Source organism: Sinobacterium norvegicum (genome assembly GCF_923077115.1).
Taxonomy (GTDB): Bacteria; Pseudomonadota; Gammaproteobacteria; order Pseudomonadales; family Sinobacteriaceae; genus Sinobacterium; species Sinobacterium norvegicum.
In genome coordinates this window covers 1,724,399-1,750,339 of record NZ_CAKLPX010000001.1, presented here as the reverse complement: position 1 = coordinate 1,750,339, position 25,941 = coordinate 1,724,399, and the positions used below count along the sequence as shown (strand labels likewise).

The 25,941-nt window shown below is 52.6% G+C and carries 25 protein-coding genes; 10 read left to right on the top strand and 15 right to left on the bottom strand.

What is annotated here, in order from left to right:
* Positions 1 to 8: 8 nt before the first annotated feature.
* Both trpD and trpC read left to right on the top strand, forming a co-directional pair.
* On the top strand, positions 9 to 1,040 hold the full coding sequence (trpD, locus tag L9P87_RS07830; protein ID WP_237444118.1) for an anthranilate phosphoribosyltransferase: 1,032 nt from the start codon (positions 9 to 11) through the stop codon (positions 1,038 to 1,040).
* A gap of 26 nt (positions 1,041 to 1,066) precedes the next feature.
* The gene (gene trpC, locus L9P87_RS07825; RefSeq protein WP_237444117.1) at positions 1,067 to 1,861 is read left to right on the top strand and encodes an indole-3-glycerol phosphate synthase TrpC; all 795 of its coding nucleotides are present in this window, start codon (positions 1,067 to 1,069) and stop codon (positions 1,859 to 1,861) included.
* A 74-nt stretch (positions 1,862 to 1,935) separates the two neighbouring features.
* On the opposite strand, the gene crp is transcribed toward trpC, so the two are convergent.
* Positions 1,936 to 2,565 carry a cAMP-activated global transcriptional regulator CRP gene (gene crp / locus L9P87_RS07820; RefSeq protein ID WP_237444116.1) on the bottom strand — a complete coding sequence of 210 codons (630 nt, stop codon included), beginning with the start codon at positions 2,563 to 2,565 and terminating at the stop codon, positions 1,936 to 1,938.
* 375 nt (positions 2,566 to 2,940) lie between these two features.
* On the opposite strand from crp, the gene L9P87_RS07815 reads away from it, so the two are divergent.
* Positions 2,941 to 3,363, top strand: coding sequence for an OsmC family protein (locus L9P87_RS07815; RefSeq protein ID WP_237444115.1), 423 nt, complete (start codon positions 2,941 to 2,943; stop codon positions 3,361 to 3,363).
* A gap of 53 nt (positions 3,364 to 3,416) precedes the next feature.
* Here L9P87_RS07815 and coq7 read toward each other — a convergent pair whose 3' ends face one another.
* From coq7 to L9P87_RS07755, 12 genes are all read right to left on the bottom strand, one after another.
* Positions 3,417 to 4,058, bottom strand: coding sequence for a 2-polyprenyl-3-methyl-6-methoxy-1,4-benzoquinone monooxygenase (gene coq7, locus L9P87_RS07810; protein ID WP_237444114.1), 642 nt, complete (start codon positions 4,056 to 4,058; stop codon positions 3,417 to 3,419).
* Positions 4,059 to 4,098: 40 nt separating this feature from the next.
* On the bottom strand, positions 4,099 to 6,882 hold the full coding sequence (locus tag L9P87_RS07805) for a hybrid sensor histidine kinase/response regulator (RefSeq protein WP_237444113.1): 2,784 nt from the start codon (positions 6,880 to 6,882) through the stop codon (positions 4,099 to 4,101).
* Between the two features lie 73 nt (positions 6,883 to 6,955).
* A complete protein-coding gene (purD, locus tag L9P87_RS07800) occupies positions 6,956 to 8,245 on the bottom strand; it encodes a phosphoribosylamine--glycine ligase (RefSeq protein WP_237444112.1) in 1,290 nt (429 codons plus the stop codon).
* A gap of 122 nt (positions 8,246 to 8,367) precedes the next feature.
* Entirely contained in the window at positions 8,368 to 9,936 is a 1,569-nt protein-coding gene (gene purH, locus L9P87_RS07795; protein WP_237444111.1) for a bifunctional phosphoribosylaminoimidazolecarboxamide formyltransferase/IMP cyclohydrolase, read from the bottom strand.
* Positions 9,937 to 10,015: 79 nt separating this feature from the next.
* The gene (gene fis, locus L9P87_RS07790; RefSeq protein WP_237444110.1) at positions 10,016 to 10,324 is read right to left on the bottom strand and encodes a DNA-binding transcriptional regulator Fis; all 309 of its coding nucleotides are present in this window, start codon (positions 10,322 to 10,324) and stop codon (positions 10,016 to 10,018) included.
* Positions 10,321 to 11,307 (bottom strand): tRNA dihydrouridine synthase DusB, encoded by a 987-nt coding sequence (gene dusB / locus L9P87_RS07785; RefSeq protein WP_237444109.1) that lies wholly within the window; start codon positions 11,305 to 11,307, stop codon positions 10,321 to 10,323. Before dusB ends, fis begins: the two co-directional genes overlap by 4 nt.
* Positions 11,308 to 11,498: 191 nt before the next feature.
* Positions 11,499 to 12,635, bottom strand: a complete 1,137-nt coding sequence (locus L9P87_RS07780) for a DUF3426 domain-containing protein (RefSeq protein ID WP_237444108.1) — start codon at positions 12,633 to 12,635, stop codon at positions 11,499 to 11,501.
* A 41-nt stretch (positions 12,636 to 12,676) separates the two neighbouring features.
* Positions 12,677 to 13,573, bottom strand: coding sequence for a 50S ribosomal protein L11 methyltransferase (gene prmA, locus L9P87_RS07775; RefSeq protein WP_237444107.1), 897 nt, complete (start codon positions 13,571 to 13,573; stop codon positions 12,677 to 12,679).
* Positions 13,574 to 13,754: 181 nt separating this feature from the next.
* Positions 13,755 to 15,095: an acetyl-CoA carboxylase biotin carboxylase subunit gene (gene accC, locus L9P87_RS07770; RefSeq protein ID WP_237444106.1), complete on the bottom strand. Its 1,341-nt coding sequence runs from the start codon at positions 15,093 to 15,095 to the stop codon at positions 13,755 to 13,757.
* Between the two features lie 26 nt (positions 15,096 to 15,121).
* On the bottom strand, positions 15,122 to 15,574 hold the full coding sequence (gene accB, locus L9P87_RS07765) for an acetyl-CoA carboxylase biotin carboxyl carrier protein (RefSeq protein ID WP_237444105.1): 453 nt from the start codon (positions 15,572 to 15,574) through the stop codon (positions 15,122 to 15,124).
* Positions 15,575 to 15,610: 36 nt separating this feature from the next.
* The gene (gene aroQ / locus L9P87_RS07760) at positions 15,611 to 16,048 is read right to left on the bottom strand and encodes a type II 3-dehydroquinate dehydratase (protein WP_237444104.1); all 438 of its coding nucleotides are present in this window, start codon (positions 16,046 to 16,048) and stop codon (positions 15,611 to 15,613) included.
* 276 nt (positions 16,049 to 16,324) lie between these two features.
* Positions 16,325 to 18,052 carry a protein-disulfide reductase DsbD family protein gene (locus L9P87_RS07755; protein WP_237444103.1) on the bottom strand — a complete coding sequence of 576 codons (1,728 nt, stop codon included), beginning with the start codon at positions 18,050 to 18,052 and terminating at the stop codon, positions 16,325 to 16,327.
* Between the two features lie 186 nt (positions 18,053 to 18,238).
* On the opposite strand from L9P87_RS07755, the gene L9P87_RS07750 reads away from it, so the two are divergent.
* The 5 genes from L9P87_RS07750 (at position 18,239) to L9P87_RS07730 (ending at position 22,004) form a co-directional block, all read left to right on the top strand.
* A complete protein-coding gene (locus L9P87_RS07750) occupies positions 18,239 to 19,111 on the top strand; it encodes a hypothetical protein (RefSeq protein ID WP_237444102.1) in 873 nt (290 codons plus the stop codon).
* A gap of 97 nt (positions 19,112 to 19,208) precedes the next feature.
* On the top strand, positions 19,209 to 19,670 hold the full coding sequence (locus tag L9P87_RS07745) for a copper chaperone PCu(A)C (protein WP_237444101.1): 462 nt from the start codon (positions 19,209 to 19,211) through the stop codon (positions 19,668 to 19,670).
* Between the two features lie 26 nt (positions 19,671 to 19,696).
* Positions 19,697 to 20,761: a DUF2333 family protein gene (locus tag L9P87_RS07740; protein WP_237444100.1), complete on the top strand. Its 1,065-nt coding sequence runs from the start codon at positions 19,697 to 19,699 to the stop codon at positions 20,759 to 20,761.
* Positions 20,762 to 20,766: 5 nt separating this feature from the next.
* Positions 20,767 to 21,330 carry a YajG family lipoprotein gene (locus L9P87_RS07735; protein ID WP_237444099.1) on the top strand — a complete coding sequence of 188 codons (564 nt, stop codon included), beginning with the start codon at positions 20,767 to 20,769 and terminating at the stop codon, positions 21,328 to 21,330.
* A gap of 77 nt (positions 21,331 to 21,407) precedes the next feature.
* Entirely contained in the window at positions 21,408 to 22,004 is a 597-nt protein-coding gene (locus tag L9P87_RS07730; protein WP_237444098.1) for a DUF4136 domain-containing protein, read from the top strand.
* A gap of 61 nt (positions 22,005 to 22,065) precedes the next feature.
* Here the strand turns inward: L9P87_RS07730 and L9P87_RS07725 are convergent, their stop codons facing one another.
* Together L9P87_RS07725 and L9P87_RS07720 are read right to left on the bottom strand one after the other, a co-directional pair.
* Entirely contained in the window at positions 22,066 to 22,608 is a 543-nt protein-coding gene (locus tag L9P87_RS07725) for a DUF4136 domain-containing protein (RefSeq protein WP_237444097.1), read from the bottom strand.
* A 164-nt stretch (positions 22,609 to 22,772) separates the two neighbouring features.
* Positions 22,773 to 24,464, bottom strand: coding sequence for an amidohydrolase (locus L9P87_RS07720; protein ID WP_237444096.1), 1,692 nt, complete (start codon positions 24,462 to 24,464; stop codon positions 22,773 to 22,775).
* Positions 24,465 to 24,597: 133 nt separating this feature from the next.
* Here L9P87_RS07720 and L9P87_RS07715 point away from each other — a divergent pair, with 133 nt between their 5' ends.
* Both L9P87_RS07715 and L9P87_RS07710 read left to right on the top strand, forming a co-directional pair.
* Complete coding sequence (locus L9P87_RS07715) at positions 24,598 to 24,840, top strand: hypothetical protein (RefSeq protein WP_237444095.1); 243 nt, start codon at positions 24,598 to 24,600, stop codon at positions 24,838 to 24,840.
* Positions 24,841 to 25,002: 162 nt separating this feature from the next.
* Positions 25,003 to 25,866 (top strand): TRAP transporter TatT component family protein, encoded by an 864-nt coding sequence (locus L9P87_RS07710; protein WP_237444094.1) that lies wholly within the window; start codon positions 25,003 to 25,005, stop codon positions 25,864 to 25,866.
* The last annotated feature ends 75 nt before the right edge of the window (positions 25,867 to 25,941 follow it).

The window sequence follows — 25,941 nt, the reverse complement described above, 5'->3', positions numbered from 1 at the left end:
GATTTAGCATGGATATACAGCAGGCGATTGCCCGTCTAATGGACGGAGAAAGCTTAACCACAGCAGAGATGACCGAGGTGATGACGGCGGTGATGACCGGCGCTGCAACCGATGCCCAAATTGGCGGTTTACTGGTCGCCTTGAGAATGAAGGGTGAGACTGTTGAAGAGCTTGTCGGCGCCGCGACAGTGATGCGAGCGCTATCAACCAAGGTGACGGTTGAGGGTGAAAACCTCGTTGATATTGTCGGTACCGGTGGTGATGGCTCCAGCCTTTTTAATGTCTCGACAGCCTCCAGTTTTGTTGCTGCAGCGGCCGGTGCGCAGGTGGCGAAGCACGGAAATCGCTCGGTGACCTCTCGTTCCGGCAGTGCCGATTTGCTTGAGGCCGCCGGCGTCAGGCTGGATCTTACCGCCGAGCAGGTGGCGCTGGCGGTAAAAGAAGTGGGCCTCGGCTTTATGTTTGCCGTAAACCACCACAGCGCGATGAAGCATGCTATTGGCCCGCGTAAGGAATTAAAGGCCAGAACCATTTTTAATCTTTTGGGGCCGTTGACTAATCCGGCGGGTGTCACCAACCTGTCGCTGGGTGTGTTCTCCAAGGCTTGGGTGCGTCCCTATGCCGAGGCGATGCGCCAGCTGGGTGCTGAACACGTGATAGTGGCGCATTCCGAAGACGGTCTCGATGAATTCAGTATTGCTGCCAAGACCTTTGTCGCCGAATTAAAAGACGGTGTCATCACCGAGTACACCGTGGTACCAGAAGATTTTGGTCTGCAGCGCGGTTCTCTGGAGGATGTGGTTGTCAGTGGCCCAGATGAGAGTTTGGCGATGATTAAGGCGGCCTTCAGCCAGAGCAATGAGACAGCAACCGATATGGTGGCGATGAACGCCGGTGCAGCCCTTTACTGCGCCAATATCGCATCGACCTTAAAAGAAGGTGTTGCGATGGCCCAGGATGCTATTGGCTCCGGTGCCGCGAAACACAAGCTTGCCGAGTTGGCAGAATTTACCCAGACGCTAATCGCGGCTAATAAATAACAAGCTCTGAACAGAGCGAGAATACTATGACAACACCCACTATTTTAAAGACTATTGTCAATCGCAAGCACGAAGAAGTTGCCGAACGTAAGGTTGTTCGTAGCTATAGCGAACTGCAGCAAATAGCGGAACAGGTTTCCAAGCCCCGCGGATTTGTTGCCGCAATGGAAGAGAAAATCGCTGCTGGTAAGGCCGCTGTGATCGCCGAGATTAAGAAAGCATCGCCCTCCAAAGGTGTTATTCGCCAAGATTTCTATCCCGAGCAAATAGCCAAGAGCTACCAAAAGGGCGGGGCGGCCTGTCTGTCAGTCTTAACCGATGTCGATTTCTTCCAGGGCAGTAATGAGTATTTGCAGATTGCCCGTAACGCCTGTGACCTGCCGGTTATTCGCAAAGATTTTATTATCGATGAATATCAGGTGATGGAAGCCCGGGCCATTGGTGCGGATTGTATTTTGTTGATTGCCGCCTGTCTTGACGATGTGCAGATGAAAAAGCTGGCCGATCTGGCGCAATGGCTGGGCATGGATGTATTGATCGAGGTGCACAACCTCGAAGAGCTCGAGCGCACGCTGCCGCTGGAGACCCGTTTGATTGGTATTAACAACCGCAATCTGCACACCTTCGATTGCACGCTGGATACCACCTTCGATCTGCTGGCGCAGATTCCTGAGGACCGTATCGTGATTACCGAGAGTGGTATCCATTGTATCGATGATGTGATGGCCATGCGCGGCCATGATGTTAATGCTTTCTTGGTCGGAGAGGCCTTTATGCGTGCCGACGAGCCGGGCGACCAGCTGATGCGTTTATTCTTTTAACGCTAAATTATAAACAACAAAAAAGGCGCTAATAAGCGCCTTTTTTGTTGTTTGATGTATTAGCGTATAGCTGCCTATCGGGTGCCGAATACCACCATGGTCTTGCCTTTCACATTGACCAAACCTTGCTCTTCCAGGGTTTTTAAGACACGGCCAACCATCTCTCGTGAGCAGCCTACAATGCGTCCAATTTCCTGCCGGGTAATCTTTATTTGCATGCCGTCGGGGTGGGTGAGTGCATCGGGTTGCTTGCACAGGTCTAACAGTGCTCGGGCGACACGTCCGGTGACATCTAAAAAGGCCAAGTCTCCAACTTTGCGGGTGGTCTGGCGAAGGCGCTTAGCCATTTGAGTGCTCAGCGCATAGATGACATCAGGATAGTTTTCACACAGCTCATTAAACTTTGCGTAACTGATTTCGGCTACTTCACATTCAGTTTTGGCGCGGACCCAAGCGCTGCGGGAGTCCTGATCAAACAGGCCCATTTCGCCAAAAAAATCGCCTTTGTTCAGGTAGGCGACGATAATTTCACGGCCATCACTGTTGTCTTCAATGGCAACGGTTACCGAGCCGCCAATGATAAAGTACAGCGAATCACTACGATCACCGGCATAGATAATCGTGCTGCGCACAGGATAGCGACGCTTGTGACAATGCTGTAGAAAGTCATCTAAGCCTTTAATTTCTGGTTGTAAAGCAAGCATAAGTAAAAACACACCTATAAAAAAGTAATAGGTTTAAAAAATGGAGAAGCAGTGATATTAGCGCATATTATTATATTAGTGGCGTAATTAAGGCTGCTCGCCTCCCCCTATAACTCAACAATATACACAAGTATACGGTCAATAACAGCGCCGAGGCCTGATATAACGCGGCGGTTGTAGGAACTGTGACCGCTATCATCTTTTATCCACAGGTGGCGACATAGGTAATAAGGTGGGCGATGGGGCAAATAATTTCAGCAGAAAAACTGGGCAAAGTCTCGTATAATCGAGCGATGATAAAAAAGTGTCGACGGTGTAATGAGGTTATCAGCATCGTTAGACAGTATTCATTAGATAACACAGTAGAGTGAAGCTATGAAAGCGACCGTAAAATGGGTTGATGGCGCAATGTTTGTCGGTGAAACCGGCAGCGGTAACAGTGTGATTATGGATGGCCCGGAAGATCACGGCGGCCGTAATATGGGGCCACGTCCGATGGAAATGTTGCTGCTGGGTGTCGGTGGTTGTTCCAATTTCGATGTGATGAGTATGCTGAAAAAGTCCCGTCAGCAGTTTACCGATTGTAAGGTCGAGATTACTGCTGAGCGTGCCGACGCGGTGCCGGCAGTGTTTACCAAGATTCATCTGCACTTTGTCGTCACCGGCAAGGCGTTGAAGGAGGCGCAGGTAAAGCGAGCGGTATCGTTATCGGCAGAGAAATACTGTTCGGCTTCGATTATGCTGGGAGCGGCCGGTGTTGAAATCAGTCATGATTACGTTATTGTCAACGAAGAATAAGTTGTTGCTCAGCGAAAAAGGCGGCCGATGGGCCGCTTTTTTTTGCTTACTTCTTAAATACGGTAAGTTGTTGCCGTCATGGCCTTCGCGGTCAGGCTCATCAGCTCTTTGACTGGCTTGGGGAATTTAAGACCGCCTGCGTCGAGGGCGAGGGTGGCGTGTTGCTCCTCATCGACCAACATTTGCCGGAGGATTGCCCGGCTGCGCTGGTCGTTCGGGTCAATTTGTTCGAGATGATCTTGCAGGTGTTTGCAGACCTGATCCTCGGTCGCGGCGACAAAGCCGAGGCTGTATTTATCGCCAATAAAGCCAGCTGCGGCACCGATGCTGAAGGACAGGCCATAAAACAGCGGGTTTAGCAGGCTGGGTTGGCTGTTGAGCTGACGCAGACGCTGCTCACACCAGGCAAGGTGGTCAATCTCTTCAGCGGCGGCATGGTTCATCGCCTCGGCCACCTCCGGCAGTTTGGCGGTGGTGGCCTGGCCCTGATAGAGTGCCTGGGCGCAGACTTCGCCAGTATGGTTGATGCGCATCAAGCCGGCAATATGGCGGCAGTCCTGCTGATCGATGGATTCATCATACTGATTGGCGGGATTGTCGCGGGTGGCCTGTGCGGCACCAGGAATCAGAGTCCGCAATGCGGTATCGGCATTGAGGCAGAGTCGGTCAAGAAAAGAAAGTTTCGGCGATGTCATAGCGCTATACCTTGGTGCTGCTGATTACCACGCTATGATATCAGTTGTTGCCGACCAGTGCAGACCAATGTTTTAACACCAGCTGTAATTGATGAATATCGACCGGTTTGGCGAGGTGGTCGTTCATGCCAGCGGCAATACAGTCCTCCTTGTATTGGCTCTGCACATGCGCAGTCAGTGCCAGAATTGGCGTTGGCTGTAGATTGTTTTTTTGCTCCCACAACCGTATCGCTCGGGTTGCCTCTATACCGTTGAGTACGGGCATCTCACCGTCCATAAAGACCAAATCGAAGGAGTTCTTCTGCACAGCTTCCAGGGCCTCCTGACCGTTGGACACCGCCTGGCAATAGACGTCGAGCTTCTTGAACATGCCCATTAACACCTTGGCGCTGACGATATTGTCCTCGGCAATCAGCACCGCTAATCGGTCGATCTTCGGCTTGGCCATTGGGGTTAGCTCAGCGGTTTTTCGTCGTTCATTCTGTTTTTCAACCTCCTCGACCAACAGCAGCTTTAGCTGGTTATAGTCGATGGGTTTTTCTATTCGACGATGAATGCCTGCCTCGCGATAGAGGCTGGCTTCGACGGAGCTCAGTTGTGAGGCCATGAGAATAGTAATATGGCCAAGTTGGTTAAGCTGGTCGTCATCTTTTACTCGTTCGGCCAGCTGCAAGCCATTGAGGGATTGCAGCTCATAGTTGATTAGCAGCAGGTCGTAAGCCTCTCTGATATTGGCCTTGTTGCGTAGTTTGGCTAATGCCTCGCTGGCATTAATTGCGCTGTCGGTCTTGATATCCCAACCGGATAAGAAGTCGCGAACCACTGAACAGCTGCGTTCATTGTCGTCGACAATGAGTGCGGTTAGGCCGTGCAGATTTTGGCTTACATCATTATCGTCGGCATTCAATGGCTTGGCGGGAAGGTCAAGCTGAAGCCGTAAAATACAGCCTGCTCCGATCTGGCTCTGCACGGTGATATCGCCCTTCATCAGCTTGGCCAGATGATATATTGCCGCCAGTGGTGGTTCGTCTGAAAATTGCTTCTGGGGGTGGTTAAACAGCTGTCGCTGTTGGTGGATGTTGATGCCGTGGCTGGTATCCTTAACCACCAAGGTAATACTGGCGTTGTTATTGTCGGTGAACGAGGTCTTGCAGCTCACCACCACCTCGCCGTATTCAGTATTGTAAATGGCGTTGTGAATCAACACTAAAAAAATCTGCCGGATACGGAAGCGGTCGCCATAGCAATTGAGGGCAAAGGTGTTTTGTAGGTTGGCAATCAGTTCGATGTTCTTCTGCTGTGCCAATTTTTGAAAACCGTCGCAGCACTGTTGTATCAGCTGATTCAGCTCGAAGTACTCTTCGCTGAATTGGATGTTACCACTGAGAATCCGGTTCTCATCAATGACCTCATCGAGGGTGTTAAGCAAGGTGTTACCGCTGGTGAGTAACGCTACGATGTGTTCGCGTTGCTGACTGTTTAAGGCGTCTTTAGCCAAGAGGTTGGCGATTGAAATCATATCGCTGACGGGGGCGCTGACCTTGCTGTTGACGGTATTGAGTAGCAAACTGTGTTGTTCTTTCTGACTGTCGCTGATGGCCTGGTTAATAATCCCAACTGTCTCTGAGCGAAATTTTTGTGCTGATTGATAGAAAAACAGAGCATTCATTAAACTGAGCTCTATCAGACCGATAAACGTGATCAGCATGACGCCAGAAAAGTTGGACTGATCTTCCAAAATACTGCTGGATAAATAGATCAGAATGCCGACAACACCGAAGATGCGAATGAGGGCAAAAAACAGCAGATGGCGGTTGCTGGTTTTAATGTACTCAACCAGCGAGGTAGTAATGACGGAGCATAAAATAACCAGGGCATAAACATTGGCTAAGTTGCTGTTCACCGACTGTGGGGCCAAAAATTCGGCCGCGATGAATGCCACCCCAGCGCACTGCGCAAGGCGAAGCAGCGTATAACTGTTGAGGCCAATAGGCGGCTTAAAGCTGTTGAGCAAGATAACGATTTGCATCAGGCAGATGAAGGCGATATTGGTGTAGAGCACCAGCGCTTGAAAATTATATTGCTCGGTTGAACCAAACACGTAGTATCCGTAGCCCAGCTGGTTCATTAGTACACCGGCAATGGCGGCGATATAAATCGCTTGATACAGATAGATTGGATTTCGTCGGAACAGTATAAAGGCCAATGAATTAATGACGACCAAGATGACAAATAAGCCGGTAACCGCACCGGCCAGCCAGCTTTGTTCGGCGATATAGCTGTGGAGGTAGTTAGTATTGAACAGGACGAGATCGAGGCTCTGGGTAGAAAGCGAATAGAGTTTTAGATAAAAGGTATGGGTGCTGCCTGTGGCAATGTCGATATTTTGATAAAGCGGTGGTAAAACAATTTCTCGATCTTTGAAAACGGTGGTATCACCTCCGTCGGCGAGTAGAGTGAGGTGCTGCTCGTTCAGCGAATACAGCTGATATTGGTCGATTGTATTGGGTTGGATGCGCAGGGTGATGCGTTGATTGTCGGCACTATTGTGAATGGAAAAACGCAGCCAGATTGCGCTGTTTTCAGGCAGCTTTTGCAATCGATAGTAATTAGCCGGAATAAACTCAATCTGCATCTCATGATCGAGAATGGCTTGCTGATCAACATCATTGTTATCGTCAATATAGAGGTCGAGATGGGCTCTGAGGCTTTGTTGTTTAAGCGTCGGAGTGACTTCAAAGATCGGCGCCGCAGAGGCGGGCAAGGCGATTAAGCCGGCGAAGAGAATGAGCGAAAAGTAGCCGAGATTGAGATAGCGAAACAACTGAATTCTCCTGAGTTCAGTAGCTCGAAAATCAGCAAGGGGCTGGTATTGCAGCCCCCGCTAAACTACTGGGTTATTTTTTTTGTTCGCGCGCTATCGCACGATAACCGATATCGTTGCGGTAGTACACGCCCTGCCAGTCGATTTGTGCGGTCAACTGGTAGGCTGACTGTTGCGCCTCGGTGACAGAATTGCCCAGAGCGGTGGCACATAGAATGCGGCCGCCGTTGGTCACGATGTTGTCGCCCTGCTGTGCAGTGCCGGCATGGAAGACTTTTTGGTCGGCGCTGCTGCTGTTATTCAAGCCGCTGATAACATCGCCTTTAGTGTAGTCGCCAGGGTATCCTCCCGCTGCTAATACCACGCCAACGGCAGGACGTGGGTCCCAGGCTGTAGTGACCTTATCCAGGGTCTTGTCGAGGGCGGCATTACACAGTTCAACCAGGTCGGATTGCAGGCGCATCATAATTGGCTGAGTTTCAGGGTCGCCAAAGCGGCAGTTATATTCGATAACCTTGGGTGTGCCATCGGCATCAATCATTAAGCCGGCATAGAGAAACCCAGTGTAGTCATTGCCCTCAGCAGCCATACCCTCGACCGTGGGGTATATCACTTCTTGCATCACACGCTGATGAATCTCATCGGTGACCACAGGAGCGGGTGAATATGCACCCATGCCGCCGGTATTAGGGCCAGTATCGCCTTCGCCAACGCGTTTGTGATCTTGGCTGGTGGCCATGGCAACGGCATTTTTGCCGTCGACAACGACGATGAAACTCGCCTCTTCGCCGCCGAGAAACTCCTCGATGACGACACGACAACCGGCTTCACCAAAGGCATTGCCAGAGAGCATGTCACGCACGGCTTCCTCAGCCTGGGCGACAGTCTCGGCAACGATGACGCCCTTGCCGGCGGCTAAGCCATCGGCTTTGACAACAATCGGTGCGCCCTGTTGTTGAATGTAGGCCAGAGCCTGATCAACATCGGTGAAGTTTTGATAATAGCCGGTGGGGATATTGTGGCGGGCTAAGAAATCTTTGGTGAAAGCTTTAGAACCCTCGAGCTGTGCGGCACCTTTGCTGGGACCAAAGCATCGCAGTTGGCGGCTTTGGAAATAATCGACCACACCTTCAACAAGCGGTGCTTCGGGGCCAACAATGGTAAGGCCAACATTATTCGACTCGGCAAAATCTGCCAGGGCGACAAAGTCCATCGCATCGATGGCAATATTTTTTAATTTATTTTCGCCGATGCTGCCAGCGTTGCCGGGGGCGATAAAAACGGTGTCGACCGCTGCTGACTGAGCAGCCTTCCAAGCGAGAGCGTGTTCCCGTCCGCCGCTACCGATAATTAATACATTCATTACCCTACTCCAAAATTGGTGATGCCCAGTGCGGCTAAAATAGCCCCGGGCTAAAACAAAGCGATGGCGAAGTTGCGCAACAGAGTCGGCCTGCCAATGGGCAGGCCGATTGTCGCTACAGCTTAGTGGCGGAAGTGGCGCATGCCGGTAAAGACCATGGCCATGCCAGCCTCATCTGCGGCGGCGATGACTTCCTCGTCACGCATCGAACCGCCGGGCTGGATAACACAGCTGATGCCCGATTGGGCGGCGTTATCGATACCATCACGGAAGGGGAAGAAGGCGTCTGATGCCATCACCGAACCGGCTACTTCCAAGCCTGCATGCTCGGCCTTGATGGCGGCGATGCGGGCAGAGTTGATGCGGCTCATCTGACCGGCACCAACGCCAACGGTTTGGCCGTTCTTGGCGAAGACGATGGCGTTAGACTTAACAAACTTGGCGACTTTCCAGGCGAATAATAGATCGCGGATCTCTTCTTCACTGGGCTGACGTTGGCTGACAACCTTGAGATCGGCGCCGAGTACCATGCCTTGATCACGGTCCTGAACCAACAGACCACCGTTGACGCGCTTGTAGTCGAAGGCGTGACCGGCTTGCTGCCACTGGCCGCATTCGAGGAGACGGACGTTTTTCTTGGCGGCGATGATGTCGCTGACACCGTCTTCGATGCTGGGGGCAATGATGACCTCGACAAACTGACGGTCGACAATGGCCTGAGCGGTATTGACATCGAGGGCACGGTTGAAGGCGATGATGCCGCCAAAGGCTGACTCGGTGTCGGTGGCAAAGGCGAGGTTGTAAGCATCGAGGATATTGTCGGCAACGGCAACGCCACAGGGGTTGGCGTGTTTGACGATGACACAGGCCGGTGCGGTAAAGTTTTTAACACACTCGAGAGCGGCATCGGTGTCGGCAATGTTGTTGTACGACAGCGCCTTGCCTTGTAACTGCTGAGCGGTAGAGATCGACGCCTCCTGTTGGTCGGCCTCGACGTAAAAGGCTGAGTTCTGGTGTGGGTTTTCGCCGTAACGCAACTCCTGAGCCTTAACAAACTGGGTGTTAAAGGTGCGCGGAAAGTTTTCGCTGCCGCCGGGAACCTTGGTACCAAAGTAGTTGGCAATGGCGCCGTCATAAGCGGCGGTGTGCTCATAGGCTTTGATGGCTAGATCGAAGCGAGTGGCCAGGGTGGTGCTGGCATTGTTGGCGGCCATTTCGGCAATAATCGCCTGATAGTCCGAGGCGTTGACCACGATATTGACGTGGGCGTGGTTCTTAGCCGCCGCGCGAACCATGGTTGGGCCACCAATATCGATGTTCTCGATAGCGTCTTCGAGGCTACAATCCGGGTTGGCAACGGTGGCAGAGAAGGGGTAGAGATTAACCACGACCATGTCGATGGCATCGATACCGTGCTCGGTCATAATTGCCTCGTCGGTGCCGCGACGACCCAAGATGCCGCCGTGCACCTTCGGGTGAAGGGTTTTGACGCGGCCATCCATCATTTCAGGGAAACCGGTGTACTCAGAAACTTCGACAACGCTGAGGTCGTTGTCTTTCAGTAGTTTATAGGTGCCGCCGGTGGACAAAATTTCAACGCCTTGAGCGATAAGCTCACGGGCAAATTCAACAATGCCGCTCTTGTCGGAGACGCTTATTAAGGCTCTTTTAACGGGATGTAAATCGCTCATTGATAGTCTCTAGATGATGGATAAATGGGTTTAGGGTGATTATAAAAAAGGCGAGCCTAAGCTCACCTTTTCAGATTCGTTACAGCAGGTCGTACTGCTTGAGCTTCTTGCGCAGCGTGCCGCGGTTCAAGCCAAGAATGATGGAGGCCTTGGTTTGGTTGTTGCGGGTGTATTGCATCACACGCTCAAGCAACGGTGCTTCAACCTCTGCGAGTACCATGTCGTACACCTCTGTGACTGGCTGGCCGTCTAGATGCGAAAAGTAGTTGTTAAGCGCAGTCTCAACACTGTCGCGCAGTGTTTGGGCAGAGGCCACAGGGGCCTGGGTAAAGTTGCTCTTTAATTCGCGGTCTTCGGTGTTGATTGCCACGGCTGCAGAATCGTTCATGGGTGGTGCTCCTTGGGAAAGTCGTCAAAAAGTTTGGTCAGCCAAAATTGTTGTTCGCTGGCACTCTCAAGGCGGTTAAATTGTTGCTTGAGTTGACGGTTGATGTGATGTTCTTGCAAATACCAACCCACGTGTTTGCGGGCGATACGTACCCCCATAAACTCGCCATAAAAGCCATAAAGCTCAGCGAGATGGGAATTCATAACATGATGAATTTCGTGGTTGCTCGGTGCCGGCAGGTATTGGCCAGTACTGAGGAAATGATTGATTTGGTCAAATAGCCAGGGCTTTCCCTGGGCGGCGCGGCCGATCATGACGCCGTCAGCCTGAGTGTAGTCAAGCACGGCGGCGGCTTTCTCTGGGCTGTTAATATCCCCATTGGCAAAGACCGGAATATCGACGGCGGCCTTGATTGCGGCAATGGTGTCGTATTCGGCCTCGCCCTTGTAAGCATCGGCTCGGGTACGGCCATGGACGGCCAATGAACGGATGCCGGCATCTTCGGCGATACGGGCAATAGTGACGCCGTTGCGCTGATCCGGTGACCAGCCGGTTCTAATTTTGAGCGTCACTGGGGTGTCGCCAGCAGCGTCGACAGCGGCCTCGAGAATATCCTGTACCAATTGTTGGTCTTTGAGCAGGGCTGAGCCGGCGGCTTTTTTACACACTTTTTTCGCCGGACAGCCCATATTGATATCGATGATCTGGGCACCAAGAGCGACGTTCTGGCGAGTCGCCTCAGCCATCATCTCGGCGTCACCACCGGCAATTTGTACCGCGCGGGGGGCTACTTCGCCACGGTGGTCGAGACGGAGCTTGGATTTGCGAGTGTTCCACAGGCGGGTATCGCTGGTCACCATCTCGGAGACCACAAGAGCGGCGCCGAACTGCTTGCAAAGCTGACGGAAAGGACGGTCGGTAACACCGGCCATCGGTGCAAGCACCGCTTTTCCCTCTATCTTGTAAGCGCCAATCTGGACCAACGGGTGATACCTTTTAAGCTGTGGATAAATAACGGCGACGACGAAAACAGGTCGACGCACAATAGCGTTGAAATCGGTCGAGTAGAGCCGTTTTGAGGGGCGCTATAATACAGATTCTAGCGAGGCGGGGAAAGAGAGAAGGGCGGAAAAACTGCTGTTTTTTTGTTCGATTTTTTCTCTTTAGGGCTTGATTATTTTTTTTCGTCCGCTTCGAAAGTAATCTTATAGTTGATGGCGTTGTCACCGGGGCTGACCAATAGCAGCGGCACATGTATTTGTCGCTGCTTAGGCATTTGCTTGCTGCCACTCAGCTCGCCGTGCAAATATTCATCCTTGGTAAAGCCGCGGGAGCTGATCACGGTATTATTGACATCACTAAAGGTCACCCGAATCTTCGGGTAGGGCTGGTCGAAATTGGCGTTATTGATAATAATCATGTCGACATTGAGCAGTTGGTCGTTGTCGGTATTAGGCCGGACGATAATGTTGCGGCTGCTGATTTTGCTGATGTCATAAAGTGGCGGTAATTGGCAGCCGATATGCTCGCAGACTTTTTGGTACCACGGGCGGAGTGTGCTTTCACGGCTCAGGCTGTTGATATTGAACCAGGCGTACTGGGCGAGCAGAATGACCAGCATTAAGACGCTGAGGGCTGACCATAGCCATTGTTTACTGTGATTGTGGTGATGGTGTAGCTCGACCGGCTCAGATTCAATGGCATTGACCAGAGCGGCGCGGTCGGCAATCGGTGAGTCTGCGCTGAAACTGTCGGCTTGATGAGGGCTGGCAGCTGGCTGCTCGTCCACCTCATCGGCGGGACTGTGATCGACCGAGGGCTGTGCGTGGTCGCTGTCGGTTTCGTCTGGGGTGTTCGTGGGTTGGTACAGTTCTTCTGGGCTGGACTGTTCGATTTCCTCAAGCAGCGCCCGAGCCCACGATTCATCATCCTCGTCATCGTCGCTGTCTTCATTGTTGCTGAAGACATCGACATCGCTGAAGCCCTGCGGCTCATCGAGGGCCTCAAGGTTGATAAAGCTATCGCTGAGTGCGCTGTTGCTCGAGCTGTTGCCGGTGGTCGAGTTGTCGTGCTGGCTGTCATCGTTGCCGAGACTGAAATTAAACAGCGGGTCTTCGGCAAGAGTTGGGGGCAGCGAGGGGCTGTCGTCGGTAATATTTGTATCATCGTCGTTGTCGTCCCAGTGATCGGCGGCGGCAAAGACGTTGAGGCAGGAGCCACAGCGCACACTGCCAGCGGCAAGCGTTAGCTGATGTTCTGTTACCCTAAATGCGGTTTGGCAGTTAGGGCAGCGAGTAACTTTTGGCTCCATAATGACGGTATCGTCCTACTAAAATTGTTGTTGTTGCGATACTACTGTGCAGACTTAACAGCGTCTACACGAATCCATTCTTCTTGATTGACTATTTGTCGGACGTCACATTGTTGACTATAACACTGGCGAATTGCCTCGGCTTGTACATCCAATATACCTGAGAGTACAACATCTGCACCGGGTTTAGCCAGACCTGTTAAGGTGTCGGATAGCTCGACCAGAGGGCCTGCGAGAATATTGGCCAATACGATGTCAGCCTTCAGCTCGGGGTATTTTTCATTCATTTGCTCAGGGTAGTAGAGTTCGAAGCGCTCGTCGGCAATACCGTTACGCTGGGCATTGTCGCGACTGGCAACCAGTGCCTGCGGATCGATGTCGGTGCCGATGACTTTCTCGGCGCCCAGCAGCAGTGCCGCGATGGCCAAGATACCAGAGCCGCAGCCGTAGTCGACGACGGTTTTACCGGCGACATCGGCGCTATCTAACCACTCTAAGCACTGTGCCGTTGTCGGGTGAGTACCCGTGCCAAAGGCGAGGCCGGGATCGAGTAAAATATTCACCGCATCCGGCTCTGGCGGGGCCATCCAGCTTGGGCAGATCCACAGGCGCTGGCCAAACTTCATCGGCTTGTAGTTCTTGATCCACTCGCGCTCCCAGTCCTTGTCTTCGAGGATTTCACTGCGGTGCGGTGGCAGATCTTGCTGGTAGCAGGCGGCGATCATGCGCAGTGCCATACTTAGGTCAACCTCGGCGTCAAACAGCGCGGTGACGCGGGTGTGTGACCACAGCGGCGTCTCGCCAATAGCCGGTTCAAACAGGGGTTGGTCGGCATTATCCTGCAGGGTCACCGCCACGCTGCCGGCCTCTAACAAGGCGTCTTCTAATCCCGGAGCGTCATCGGGGTTGGTATCAAAATTGATTTGAATCCATGGCATGGTCGTTAATCCTGTGGGGTAAGCTGAGCAGCGATTCTATAGTGCGGCGGATAAAAGGCAAGTAAACGATGTCAAGGCTGGTCAATAATCAGTGCAGAGTTGCGCGGTGGCGCAGGGCGGGGCATTAGTGGCAGCGGTGACGGCGTAGCTGCCGTCACGGATGCTGCCACTAAGTTCGAGCTTATTGCAGGCCGAGTTTCTTCTCAAGATAGTGAATATTAACACCACCCTTGCGGAAACCTTTGTCGTTAACAAGTTCTTTTTGCAGGGCAACGTTGCTGCGAATGCCTTCGATCAATAGCTCGTCGAGGGCGTTGTCCATACGGTTGAGCGCTTCTTCACGGGTGCTGCCGTAACTGATGACTTTGGCAATCAAAGAATCATAGTGCGGAGGCACGCTGTAGCCGCTGTACAGGTGAGAGTCGACACGGATACCGTTGCCGCCAGGGGCATGGTAGTGCGTGACCTTACCGGGGCTGGGCATAAAGGTTTTCGAGTCTTCAGCGTTGATGCGACACTCGATAGAGTGGCCGTTGATTTTGATATCTTCCTGCTTGACCGTCAGCTTTTCTCCAGCGGCAATGCGTAACTGCCACTTGACGATGTCGATGCCGGTAATCATTTCTGTCACCGGGTGCTCGACCTGAACACGGGTGTTCATCTCGATGAAGTAGAAGCCGCCGTCCTCATACAAGAACTCGAAGGTGCCAGCGCCGCGGTAGCCAATATCGATACAGGCCTGCACACAATCCATGGCCACTTTCTCACGGATGTCATCGGGGATGCCCGGTGCCGGTGCTTCTTCTAATACCTTCTGATGGCGACGCTGCAGTGAGCAGTCGCGATCAAACAGGTGGATGGCGTTGCCCTGGCCGTCGGCTAAGACCTGGATCTCAACGTGACGAGGGTTGCCGAGGAATTTCTCCAGGTAAACCGTGTCATCGCCAAAGGCGACGCGAGCCTCAGACTTGGTCAACTGAATGCTGTTGAGCAGTTCGTTTTCATCGTGAACCACGCGCATGCCACGACCACCGCCACCGGCAGCAGCCTTGATGATGACCGGGAAGCCGATCTCATTGGCAATGCGTAGCGAGCGAGCTGAGTCGTCAGTCAACGGGCCGTTTGAGCCTGGGACTGTGGGTACGCCAGCGGTAATCATCGCCTTGATCGCGGCGACTTTGTCGCCCATGGTGCGAATCGTATCGGCAGTTGGGCCAATAAAGGTGAAGCCGCTGTTTTCTACCTGTTCGGCGAACTCGGCGTTTTCTGCCAAGAAACCGTAGCCTGGGTGAATGCCATCGGCGCCGGTGACTTCGGCGGCACTGATAATACTTGAGCCCTTAAGATAGCTTTCTGTCGATGGTGCTTTACCGATGCAGACAGCCTCGTCGGCCAGGCGGACGTGTTTGAGATCACGGTCGGCGGTGGAGTGCACAGCAACAGTCTTAATGCCTAATTCTTTACAGGCACGCAGGATGCGCAGAGCAATCTCACCGCGGTTAGCAATAACAACTTTTTCCATTGTGGATACCTCGCTGTTGTTGCGGATTAACCGATAGTGACTAGTGGCTGATCGAATTCTACTGGCTGGCCATCATCTACCAAGATAGCTTGCACAGTACCGGCCTTGTCGGCTTCGATCTGGTTCATCATCTTCATTGCTTCAACAATACAGATAATGTCGCCAACCTTGACCTGTTGACCGACTTCTACGAAAGAAGAGGCGCCGGGTGCGGGTGAACGATAGAAGGTGCCAACCATAGGCGAGTTAACGCTGTGGCCAGCCGGGGTGGCAGGCTCTGCTTCAACGGCAGCAGCAGGTGCGGCAGCTGCAGCAACGGGCGCGGGGGCAACGGCTGCTGGCTGAGCATAAACAGGCGCTGTGGCAGAGGAACCATTACGGCTGATGCGCACAGACTCTTCGCCTTCTTTTATTTCAAGCTCATCGATGTTTGATTCTTCAAGTAGTTCGATCAGTTTTTTAACTTTTCTGATATCCATAATAACGCCTTAATACGGTGGTTAAATAATAGGGGGTTAAACGCCGAGCTTGCCGATAACGGCTTGCAGGGCGAGGTGATAACTGTCGACACCCAAGCCACAGATCACACCTTCAGCAATATCCGATAAATAGGAATGCTTTCTGAAGGGCTCTCTGGCGTGGACGTTGGAAAGATGGACTTCGATAAAGGGAATGGCCACACCGGCAAGGGCGTCGCGCAGAGCAACACTGGTATGGGTAAAGGCGCCGGGGTTGATAATGATGAAATCAATATTGCCCTGTGCTTGGTGAATACGGTCGATCAGCTCGTGTTCTGCGTTGCTCTGCAGGTCGTCGAGTTGGTGGCCGGCATCACTGGCACTTTGCACCAATTGCTGGTTAATATCTTCCAGAGTGCTGTAACCGTAAATTTCGGGCTCGCGGCTGCCTAATAGGTTTAGGTTGGGGCCGTTGAGTACAAGAATGTTTGCCACGGTAAAAATCCTCTGTCGATAAAAACATCTATATCGATGTGCTACCAAATAAAACTTCTTAGAATAATCGGTTATTATGCCGCTAACTTGCCGCTAAGTTCTAAAAGTAGCAGAGTCAAACCGGTTTTCAAGCGTTATTCAGCGATTGGGAGGGATTTTGCACTATTTTTTGGCTTTTTGGCAACCAAAAAATGCTATTTTTGTCGATTCGGTGAACATGTAAGCATATTCACCGTGTTTTCCTCGAAGTTAATCCGAATTTTGACACCGCTAAGTTTACAGTGAATCCATTATTTGATCTTCGATGATATCGGCGGTAAGCAACTGCGGCAGAATAATAGGCTGTTGACTGTCGGCTGGGTAAAAAAGATAGAGCGGCACGCCGCCACGACCATGCTTGGCCAGTGTGGCGGTAATCTCGGGATTGTAATTGGTCCAATCGCCCTTCAGTGCCACGATGCCCTGCTGCTTGAAGAACCCCTGTACTCTCTCGGTGCTAAGCGCGGTCTTTTCATTGGCCAAACAGGTGATACACCAGTCGGCGGTAAAATTGATAAAAACCGGTTTACCCTGCTGCTGTAGCTCGGCCAAATATGATTCGCTAAAGACTTGGTACTCGCTGTCGGCGACGCTATTCTGCTGGCTTAGGGGCTGCAACTGGTTATTCGCCAGCGGGTAGAAGGCGGCTAACAGCGCGACGATGGCGGTGACTCTGGCCTTGCTCTTACCGCGCCATGCCCACAGTGCGTAGGCGATGAGAATACCACCGCCGAGTACCGTGATTGCGCCGTCGATACCGGTTTGACGGCCGACCACCCATAGCAACCACAATGCGGTGGCATATAAAGGAAAGGCTAAAAACTCCTTGAAACGGATCATCCAGGCGCCGGGCTTGGGCAGTTTGTCGTGGAGGCTGGGAATATAGCTAATCAATAGCATCGGCAAGGCCATGCCCAAGCCGAGGCTGGCGAAGACGATAATGGCGACGGGTGTTGATTGGGTCAGCGCGTAACCGGTGGCAGCCCCCATAAAAGGTGCGGTGCAAGGGCTGGCGACCACGGTGGCCAAGACGCCGGTAAAGAATGAACTCTGGCGGCTGTTGCCCTGGGTTAATGACTGGCCGGCGCCCATCAGTGAACTGCCCAATTCGGTATAGCCGGCCATGGCCAGGCCGAGGAATAAAAAGAGGTACGCCAGCAGTGCCACAAACCAGGGCGTCTGCAATTGAAAGCCCCAGCCAATCGCCTCGCCGAGTGAGCGTAAGATAATTAACAGCAGGGCGATGGCAACAAAGCTGATAACAACGCCGGCGGTATAGGCCCAGCTTTGCTGGCGGGAGTGCTCGATATCCTGGTTGTTCATTGCCAGCGCTTTCAGTGATAGTACCGGTAGCACGCAGGGCATGAGGTTGAGAATCATACCGCCGAGCAGGGCGAAAATGATGATGACGAAGATCGAACTGTTGCCATCGTTGGCAATGGCGGGGGCGACTGGGATTGCCGTGACGGCTGAGGTGTTGCCGCCGCTGCTATCGGCCAGGGCGACACTGCCGGTGCTGGGGTCGACGCGATAGTGGATGGTTTCTGGCGGGTAGCACAGGCCGGCATCGGCACAGCCTTGATAGGTGACGCTCAAGTCATAGGCGGATGCTGGTTGCGAGGTGATGTCGATCTCAGCCTGTTGGTAATAGACGTTTACATCGCCGAAGTATTCATCCTGTTTGGCCAGTCCCTCAGGAATGGTAACGGCATCGGTAATATTGTCGCCGTTGATTTTAACTTTGAAGGCGTGGCGATAGAGGTAGTAGCCGTCGGTGATCTGCCAGTGAATGCGGGTGAGTTGCTCGTTGATGACGCTGACATCGGTTTGATAGGCCTGATCGACCGTTAAAAAACTATCGCCAGAGGTCGAGCTGTTGGCAAAGGGGTCGCTTTGGCTGGTTGCCAACGGCGAGATCAAGGTCAGCAGCGTGAGTAAAATGAAAGAAAAACACTGGCGGGGCATTGTCGGATATCCTTGTGATTAATCGGCACTGCAGTATTCGACCAGCAGAATGGTAAAACATTCCCCAAGGTCTGTGATAATACCAACAAATATGCCGATAAGAGTGATGTATACTAACGCCGAAAGTTAGCGAAGTCTTGTCGATGCGATTATGCGTCAGGCATTAGTTGAGGAATAACAGAGAGAATGATGGCTGCACAGGCATTGAACAGAGCGGGCGAGTTGGCAGGACACCGTCATTTATTGGTGGCGTTGATGGTTGTTTTTTTGGCCGCCTGTGGCGCCGCCCCGGAAAAACCGCAGCCGTCAGTGCCGATCAAATTACAGCCCAGCAAGGCCGAGCTGCAGCAGCAGAGTGCGGAGCGCCAGCGCAAGTGGGTGGCCTTTATGTTAATGGAGGCCGATCAGGCCTTCGAGCGTAATCGGCTGATGAAACCCAAGGGCGACAACGCCTATGACCGTTACCGTCAGATTCTCGATATTGAGCCGAACAATCTCGCCGCCAAGGCGGGGATTAAGCACATTAGTCGTCGTTATCTCACCCTGGCGAAAGAGGCCTTTGATCGCGGCAATGTCCGCTCGGCACAGGATTATGTTTACCAGTCGCAGAAAATAGACCCGAACTATGCCGGCGCCCGCGCCATGGCTGCCTATATCAAACAGTACAGCCCGCCAGCCACGGTCAATAATAGTAATAAGAGTGTCGACGATGGAGCGGTCAAGGCGCCGATGGCCGACAGCCAATACAATGAATACCTGCTCGACAGCGGCGATTTAGCAGCGAAGAATAGCGCCGTCGATGCCCAGCTCGATGCAATATCGCAGCTGGCCAGCCAATGGCAGTCACGGCTACTAATAGTCGCCAGAAACGATGCCCAAGGCCGCTGGATATATCAGCAGTTAAAGGCCAAGGCCGAGGGCTATCGTTTCCGTGCCAATATCGAGGTGGGTAAGTTACCCAGAGTGGTATTGTTAGATCAGCCGCTGCTGGCAGAGGTGGACAGAACAGACACCGCAACGACATCGGCGCCAGACACCCCGCCAGCTGAGCCAGAATAAACATCTCGTCGATGATTTTTTCCGGACGCCACCTCCCTTGTTGCCAACCGTAAAACAGGCGATGATGGGGCATAAAAAATACAAGAGGAGTTGCATCATGAGATATATTTTCTCCACCATGGGTTTTGCCAGGGCGATCATGGGGGTGGCATTAGGTTTATCGCTTATGTCGACAACAGTGATGGCCGGGTCTATTGATGTCTCCGAGGCCTATGTGCGCGAAGTCATTCCCGGACAGGTCAACAGCGCGGCGTTTATGTCGCTGGCCAACAGTGGCGACGCCGACAAGGTACTGGTGTCAATCAATAGCAATGCGGCCGAACGGGTAGAACTTCATCAGCATATTCATCAGCAGAACAACATGCGTATGGAGCAAGTTGAGCGGGTGGTTATTCCAGCCGGAGAGCAGTTTGAGTTTTCCCCCGGCGGATATCATGTGATGTTTATTGGTGTTACCTCATCGCTTCGCGCCGGAGAAAATGTTGAAATGTCGCTGCAGTTCTCCGATGGCAGTGCTCAGCAGATAGATTTACCGGTGGTGTCGATTAAACACCGCTAATATTGAACAACAGATTGAATAATTGAATGAGATTTGGACGTAATATGGCAACGGGTAAGGTGGCGCAGCAACTCAATAGCTGGCGAGAAGAGTTACAGGATTGGTTCGGTGGCGGCAGGGCATTCAAAATGCTGGCCATGGTACTGTTAGTCATTATTGTCTTGCTGGCCGCAATGGGCTGGTACTGGAGTCGCGAACCCGACCTCTTTAGCATTGAGCAAAGTACGCAGCGTGTCGGTATTGAAAGTCGTGAAGTGGTGGGGGTGGCGACAACCTCAGCATTGCTGCAGGTGATGGAGACGCTGCTCGACAAGCCCGGCGGCTATACCCACAACGACAGACTGCCGCCCGGCGTGCTGCTGGATAATATGCCTAACTGGGAATACGGTGCGTTGATTCAGGTGCGCGACTTATCGCGGGCGATGCGTGAGTATTACAGCCGCTCACAGTCTCAATCCCGTGAGGATGAAGAGTTATCAATGGCCGAGCCCCGCTTTAATTTCCAGGCTAACAGTTGGGTCTTGCCGGCCAGTGAGTCGGAGTATCGCGACGGCATGAAGCTGGTTGAAAGCTACCTAGTACGGTTAACCGATGAGCAAAACAAGCAGGCGCAGTTCTACGCCCGTGCCGATAATCTGCACATGTACTTAGGCATGGTATCGAGCCGTCTGGGCAGTTTGTCACAGCGTTTAAGTGCCAGTGTTGGTCAGGCGCGCATCAATACCGATCTGGCCGGTGACAGCGCCGCAACCCAGGCGACTGGCGCCGATCAAATGATGGAGGTGAAGACCTCGTGGTTCGAAATCGACGATATCTTCTATGAGGCTCGCGGTTCTAGCTGGGCCCTGATTCACTTTTTAAAGGCGGTGGAGAAAGATTTCGCCGGGGTGTTACAAAAGAAAAATGCCCTGATCAGCCTGCGTCAGATTATCCGTGAATTAGAAGAGACCCAGGGCACCATCTATAGCCCGATAATTCTAAACGGCAGTGGTTTCGGTTTGGTGGCTAACCACTCGTTGGTCATGGCCTCCTATGTGTCCCGCGCCAATGCGGCAATAATTGATCTTAGAGACTTACTTTCAAGAGGGTAGTGGTAATGGTTCGTGCGGTATTGATGACGTTGATAGTGGTGTTGGCGGGTTGCGCTCAAAGCCCCCAGCAATTGAGTTTTAATGGTGAGTTGACCCCGGCCAATATTCGTTCGGGTTTGGCCGTGATATCGGTACAGGCGCGGGATGACCGTGCCAGTATGACGGTTGGCTCCCGTGGCGGTACCTATGCCGAGACCAGTCTATTAACCACCAATAAAGGTTTTGCCCAGCAGTTGGCCGACCAATATCAACAGGGTTTGATCGACAGCGGTGTGATCACTATTCAGCCCTCGGCACCGACGGCGATTACCGTGGTACTGTCCAGCTTTGCCATCTCGACACCTGAGCGCAGTGTGTTACCCGAGATCAGCTACGCTGGTCAGCTATCCGTGGTGGCTGAGCGGGGCGGCGAAAAGCGCAGTTTTCGTTACTCGGTAAAGCAAACCCATAAAATGCCACAGGTGCCTAACAATGAAAAAAATCAGGCCTTGGTTGATGATTTGTTCTCTGAGCTGTTAAACCGTGCCCTGCGGGATCAGGATCTCAACGGCTTTATTGTCGGTGGCTAAATCATCGTTGCCGACTCGCTGAGTCGGCGTGTTATACTAAAATTATAAGATGTTCAGAAAAAACCTAGGGGATGAAGATGAAGAGCGTACAACGATTATTGTTGGCAACTTCAGTGTTGATAGCCGTAGTGGCCATCAGTGCTTGCAGTGGTGTTAAGACCAAGAGTTACACCCACAGCAAGGCAGTCATTGGCGATTGGCAGAGCTATAACTGGCGCTCAGAGGCAATGGTGCCAAAGGAGGGGGTTGAGCAGCGAACCATCGATTTCGATCATTGGATTCGTGCGGCTGTCGATAAGAAACTGCAAGAAAAGGGCTATGTTTATGCCGCCGAAAATGCTGACATCAGCCTCGATTACCGCTTTGGTGAAGAGTCGTTTATTAGCGAAGATGGCCTGGCCTCACCGCGCGACTATATGGAGACGGCCCACTTAACCTCGGCCGATTACAATGCGGTTAACAGCCAGTTTTACAATCACCCGGTGATGACCGATTTCCAAATCAAAGGCATCGTATTCTCGGTACTCGATAACAGCACCAAGCGCATGGTATGGGAAGGCGTGGCAAAGAAATTGGTGGAAGATAATTCCCCTTCTCTAAAAGCCGTTGAGTCGAGTGTCCAGACCGGTATTAATAAACTGTTCCGTGATTTACCAAATGCTGGCGAACAGTAACAATAGCTGTTTCGTTAGAATATAAAAAAACCGGCCTAGGCCGGTTTTTTTATGTCTGAATTTACTGCTGCTGCGGCGGGTAATTGGCTAACATCTTAGCGATGGTGTCGTTGATTTGTGCCGTGCGTTTGTCGGCATTGTCGCCGCCGTCATCGTTGTATTTCTCGCTGCTGCGCCAGATTAACTTGTCGGTGCTGCGCTGGTAGATGTCGAGTTGGATGGCGACGACTTTCGGGCCTTCGCTGTTGACCGGGATGGCGACACTGCCGCCGACACCGCCGCTGCTACCGAAGCTGCCCAGGCCAATGCTAACCGAGGACTTGTTTTGTTTGGTCTGGGTGGCAATGGTATAGCGCACATCGATATCGGCAGCATCTGCCGCCGCCGGTGTCAGCTGCTTGGCGCTCAGCTGCGTGGTTAGCGCGGCATCGACACGCTGTTGCAGCAGTGGGTGGTCGTTATTGACGCTCTGCTGGCTGAAGCTGTGGAAGCCGCTGAAGTCGATGGCATCGTTATAGTCATACTGGGTCGGCGACGAGCAACCGGCGATGATGACGGTGAACAGTAGGGCAGTAATCGCGGTATAAAAAGGCTTGATGAACATAGCGGCTTTCCAGTTGGCTGGTCAAAAATTGCGGCGGCAATAAGAAGTAACAATCGATCGACTTAGTCTAAGTGAAAAAACAGCGTAGGGGAATGCGTGGCTTAACAGCTAGGGATAACTGCGCGGCATCAAAGACGCGGCGCAGTTATCGTCGGTGGTAAGCGTTAAAGCTGCTCGACGCCACCGATAATGGTTTGCTCGACGCGGATATTGTTAATATCCATCGGGTATTGCAGCGGGTCGCGCTCAAGAATCACCAGGTCGGCCAGCTTGCCGGCCTCGATCGAGCCACGATTATCCTCTTGAAAGATCTGCCAGGCGGCGTCGATAGTCACTGCTCGCAGCGCCGTCATCACGCTGACGCGCTGCTCGGGCCCCAACTCCTCGCCCTTGGCGGTGATGCGGTTGACGCTGGTCCACACGGCCATCAGCGGCTGCATCGGTACCACCGGGGTGTCGAGATGGAGGCTGTAGGTGAGGTCGATAGCCTCGGCGCTTTTGGCCGGGCTGATACGGGCGGCGCGCTCGGGGCCGATAAAGATATCGCGGTGTCGATCACCCCAGTAGTAAACATGGGCGGAGAAGAAGCTGGGGGTAATACCGAGCTGCTTCATCTGCAATAACTGATCGTCTCTGGCCATCTGCGAGTGGATTAAAATCAACCGCGGATCGTCGACCGGGTGTTGCTCTTGAGCAACGGTAAAGGCCTTGATGACCTCGTCGATGGCGCCGTCACCGTTGGCATGAATCGCCATTTGCAGGCCGGCCTTGTGGAAGGCGACGACATCGTCTTCAAGGCTTTGGTAACTGCTACGCATATAGCCGCGGTACTCTTCATCGCCGTGATACGGGGTGTGGTAGTGGCTGCTGAGGTAACCGGTATAGCCTTGAATAGAGCCATCGGAAAATAACTTAACGGCGCCGATGTTGATCTTGCCTTTGCTCAGCTCGGCGGGGTTTTCCTTGCCACTCAAAATATCCTTGCCGTAGCTGTCGCTCATCGGCCACAGTTCGAGTCGCATCGGTGTCAGTTTTAGCATTGAGGCCATGGCCATACCCTGGGCCATCTGTTTCTCGATGGCGCCGCTCTGAGCGGTGGTGACACCGACAGCAAGATAGTCCTTGTTGGCGTCTTTAATCATCTCAAAAAACTGCAGCGCCGAGAAATCCATGGCCAACATTTGGATCGGGGTGACGGCATTTTCTTCAATCAAGCCGTTTAGTTTGCCCTCGCTGTCGCGGCTGTAGTGACCGCCATCGGGGTCGACGCTGTCCTCGGTAATACCGGTCAGCTCCAATGCTTTGCGATTTACCACGGCCATGTGACCAGAGATGTGCCAGACGAAGATGGGTTTGGTGGTGGAGATAGCGTCCAGCTCTTGAATAGTAGGGTGGCGCTGTTCAGCCAGCATGGTGTCGTCATAGCCAACGGCCATTACCCACTCGCCCTCGGCGGTTTTGTTGGCCTGGCCTTCGATGGCAGCCAGTAATTGGTTCATGTTCTCGGTGTTGCCTATCGGCGGGCTGTTAACATCGACGCCAAATACCTTCATGCCGGAGCCTGGGAAGTGGCCGTGGGCATCGATAAAGCCGGGCAGCAGCGTTTTGCCTTGTAAATCGTTTACCACGGTGTTGCTGTCGATCAGCGCCTTGATCTCCTCATCACTGCCGGTGGCGGTAATAGTGTCGCCGCTGACGGCGACGGCGCTGACAATACGATTGTCCTTATCCATGGTCAGTACGTTACCATTGATAAACACCTGTTTAGCCGGTGGCTGCTCGGGTTGTAGCCACAGCAACACGGCAATAACAGCGATTGCGACGGCTACTAATAGGGCGAGGAGTATTTTTTTCATTATTAGTCTCGTATTGTGGTTAAGGCGGCGTTATTGTAGCCGGTAATAAATCGTCGGGCGATGAATCAATGTCCACATAAGCGAAACAATAGGTTGCCTTTAAGCGACTATTTTTTAAACAGGAATTACCATAATGGCAATGATTGCAGTGGCGCTTTTGGTCTCGGTAATGTCGGGATTTTTTGTCTTCGTCTGGACCCGAAAACATTACCAGGTTGAACTCTACAAGGCCTCTGAGTTACTGGCTCAGCAGGATGAGCAGCAAAAAGCACTGAGCGAACAAAACAGTGAGCAGGCGCAGCAGATTGCTGATTTGAGCTACCGCCTGAAGCGGTGTGAAAACGATTTAGCCGCGGCCCAGCGCAGCGAAGATTGAGCCGCGTTAAGGGACTTTTTTGCTATAACAATTGGTAATGTAGGTGAATACCCCCTTCGCCTATGTAAACACCCGTATTACTGTGAGCGGACAGCGATTGTTAACATGATGTATAATGAGCGGTTATCTGCTTAATTTTTAAACATATTAAAGGTTATTTTCATGCAATTGCTGCAGCAACTCCGCCGTCTTACCGTAGTGGCTACTGTATTGGCTGTCTCTGGCTGTGCCTCGCTGATCGAGTCAAAAACTGCGCAAATGGCTGACGATCTGTCGTCTGCTGTTTATAACAACAATGATCTTGAAACTGTCGCCACAGCGATGCCGACGTTTATTATTATGGTTGACGGCTTTATCGAGGGCAGCCCGGATAGCGCCGGCCTACTGCGCACAGGTGCCTCGCTGAATGATGCCATGGCGGCCAACTTCGTCACCGACCCAGAGCGCAAGAAAAGGCTGTCTGACAAGGGGCGCAATTACGCCTTCAGAGCAGCTTGTGCACATGACAAACGCTACTGCGAGGTGCTGGATCAGCCCTTCGATCAGTTAGAGCTGGCCCTTGATCAGGCCGACGAGGGCGATATTGCCTATCTGTACACCCTGGGTGTCAGCTGGCTGGGTTGGCTGCAGGTCAATACCAATGACTGGAATGCCGTCGCTCAATTGCCGCGAGCCAAGGCCGTACTCGAGCGTGTTGTTGAACTCGATGCCGGTTATGACTACGGCAATGCCCAGCTTTATCTCGGCGGTATTGCCTCGTTGTTGCCGCCAGCTCTGGGTGGCAAGCCCGATGAGGCCAAGGCGTATTTTGAGCAAGCGATAGAGCTCAGCAACGGTGAGAACCTGATGGCCAAGGTGGTTTACGCTCAGATGTATGCCCGTTTGATGTTTGATCAAGAGTTACATCATCAGCTGCTGACCGAGGCGTTGGCCGCCGATCCCAATGTAGATGGGCTAATATTGGTCAATACCGTGGCGCAAAATATGGCGCAGGAGTTGCTGGCCTCAGAGGCGGATTATTTTTAACCGGGTTGGGGCTTAATATAGGGTTTGGCGTTCATCGTAGATTTCGTCTGTAAGCAGCGGCCGACTCAATCAAAT

Excerpts from the sequence above, each read along its gene's own strand:
- trpD (WP_237444118.1), top strand. The coding sequence starts at position 9 with ATGGATATACAGCAGGCGATTGCCCGTCTAATGGACGGAGAAAGCTTA.
- trpC (WP_237444117.1), top strand. The coding sequence starts at position 1,067 with ATGACAACACCCACTATTTTAAAGACTATTGTCAATCGCAAGCACGAA.
- crp (WP_237444116.1), bottom strand. The coding sequence starts at position 2,565 with ATGCTTGCTTTACAACCAGAAATTAAAGGCTTAGATGACTTTCTACAG.
- L9P87_RS07815 (WP_237444115.1), top strand. The coding sequence starts at position 2,941 with ATGAAAGCGACCGTAAAATGGGTTGATGGCGCAATGTTTGTCGGTGAA.
- coq7 (WP_237444114.1), bottom strand. The coding sequence starts at position 4,058 with ATGACATCGCCGAAACTTTCTTTTCTTGACCGACTCTGCCTCAATGCC.
- purD (WP_237444112.1), bottom strand. The coding sequence starts at position 8,245 with ATGAATGTATTAATTATCGGTAGCGGCGGACGGGAACACGCTCTCGCT.
- purH (WP_237444111.1), bottom strand. The coding sequence starts at position 9,936 with ATGAGCGATTTACATCCCGTTAAAAGAGCCTTAATAAGCGTCTCCGAC.
- fis (WP_237444110.1), bottom strand. The coding sequence starts at position 10,324 with ATGAACGATTCTGCAGCCGTGGCAATCAACACCGAAGACCGCGAATTA.
- L9P87_RS07780 (WP_237444108.1), bottom strand. The coding sequence starts at position 12,635 with ATGGAGCCAAAAGTTACTCGCTGCCCTAACTGCCAAACCGCATTTAGG.
- prmA (WP_237444107.1), bottom strand. The coding sequence starts at position 13,573 with ATGCCATGGATTCAAATCAATTTTGATACCAACCCCGATGACGCTCCG.
- accC (WP_237444106.1), bottom strand. The coding sequence starts at position 15,095 with ATGGAAAAAGTTGTTATTGCTAACCGCGGTGAGATTGCTCTGCGCATC.
- accB (WP_237444105.1), bottom strand. The coding sequence starts at position 15,574 with ATGGATATCAGAAAAGTTAAAAAACTGATCGAACTACTTGAAGAATCA.
- L9P87_RS07755 (WP_237444103.1), bottom strand. The coding sequence starts at position 18,052 with ATGCCCCGCCAGTGTTTTTCTTTCATTTTACTCACGCTGCTGACCTTG.
- L9P87_RS07750 (WP_237444102.1), top strand. The coding sequence starts at position 18,239 with ATGATGGCTGCACAGGCATTGAACAGAGCGGGCGAGTTGGCAGGACAC.
- L9P87_RS07745 (WP_237444101.1), top strand. The coding sequence starts at position 19,209 with ATGAGATATATTTTCTCCACCATGGGTTTTGCCAGGGCGATCATGGGG.
- L9P87_RS07740 (WP_237444100.1), top strand. The coding sequence starts at position 19,697 with ATGAGATTTGGACGTAATATGGCAACGGGTAAGGTGGCGCAGCAACTC.
- L9P87_RS07735 (WP_237444099.1), top strand. The coding sequence starts at position 20,767 with ATGGTTCGTGCGGTATTGATGACGTTGATAGTGGTGTTGGCGGGTTGC.
- L9P87_RS07730 (WP_237444098.1), top strand. The coding sequence starts at position 21,408 with ATGAAGAGCGTACAACGATTATTGTTGGCAACTTCAGTGTTGATAGCC.
- L9P87_RS07725 (WP_237444097.1), bottom strand. The coding sequence starts at position 22,608 with ATGTTCATCAAGCCTTTTTATACCGCGATTACTGCCCTACTGTTCACC.
- L9P87_RS07720 (WP_237444096.1), bottom strand. The coding sequence starts at position 24,464 with ATGAAAAAAATACTCCTCGCCCTATTAGTAGCCGTCGCAATCGCTGTT.
- L9P87_RS07715 (WP_237444095.1), top strand. The coding sequence starts at position 24,598 with ATGGCAATGATTGCAGTGGCGCTTTTGGTCTCGGTAATGTCGGGATTT.
- L9P87_RS07710 (WP_237444094.1), top strand. The coding sequence starts at position 25,003 with ATGCAATTGCTGCAGCAACTCCGCCGTCTTACCGTAGTGGCTACTGTA.